This is a genomic window from Adlercreutzia sp. DFI.6.23 (assembly GCF_024462535.1).
GTDB lineage: Bacteria > Actinomycetota > Coriobacteriia > Coriobacteriales > Eggerthellaceae > Adlercreutzia > Adlercreutzia rubneri.
In genome coordinates this window covers 1-320 of record NZ_JANGBP010000337.1, presented here as the reverse complement: position 1 = coordinate 320, position 320 = coordinate 1, and the positions used below count along the sequence as shown (strand labels likewise).

Here is a 320-nt window from a genome sequence, read left to right as displayed (position 1 = left end):
GCACGACCCGATGGTGGCCACCCCCAAGATGAGCACCGTCAGCACGGCGGCCAGACCGACGATCCAACCGCGCCGTTTTGGCTGCTGGGCCGGGACGGCCCCAGCCGCGGTGCCGTAGGGAGCCTGGGCCGGCGCCGCGTAGGCGGCAGCCGGCTGCGACTGGGGCTGCGCGGCGTAAGCGGCTTGGGACTGGGCGGCATAGGCGGCAGTCGGGCGCGGCTTGGCAGCGGCGTAGCCGTAGGGATTTGCCTGCGCCTGCGGCTGCGGAGCCACCTGATAGGGAGGCTGGGGTGCGGCCTGCTGCGATGGGGCGCCCTGCC

General features: G+C 74.4%; 1 pseudogene. It reads right to left on the bottom strand.

The features are described 5' to 3' along the window. Positions 1-320, bottom strand: a pseudogene (locus NE591_RS13625) (hypothetical protein); the annotation flags it as partial.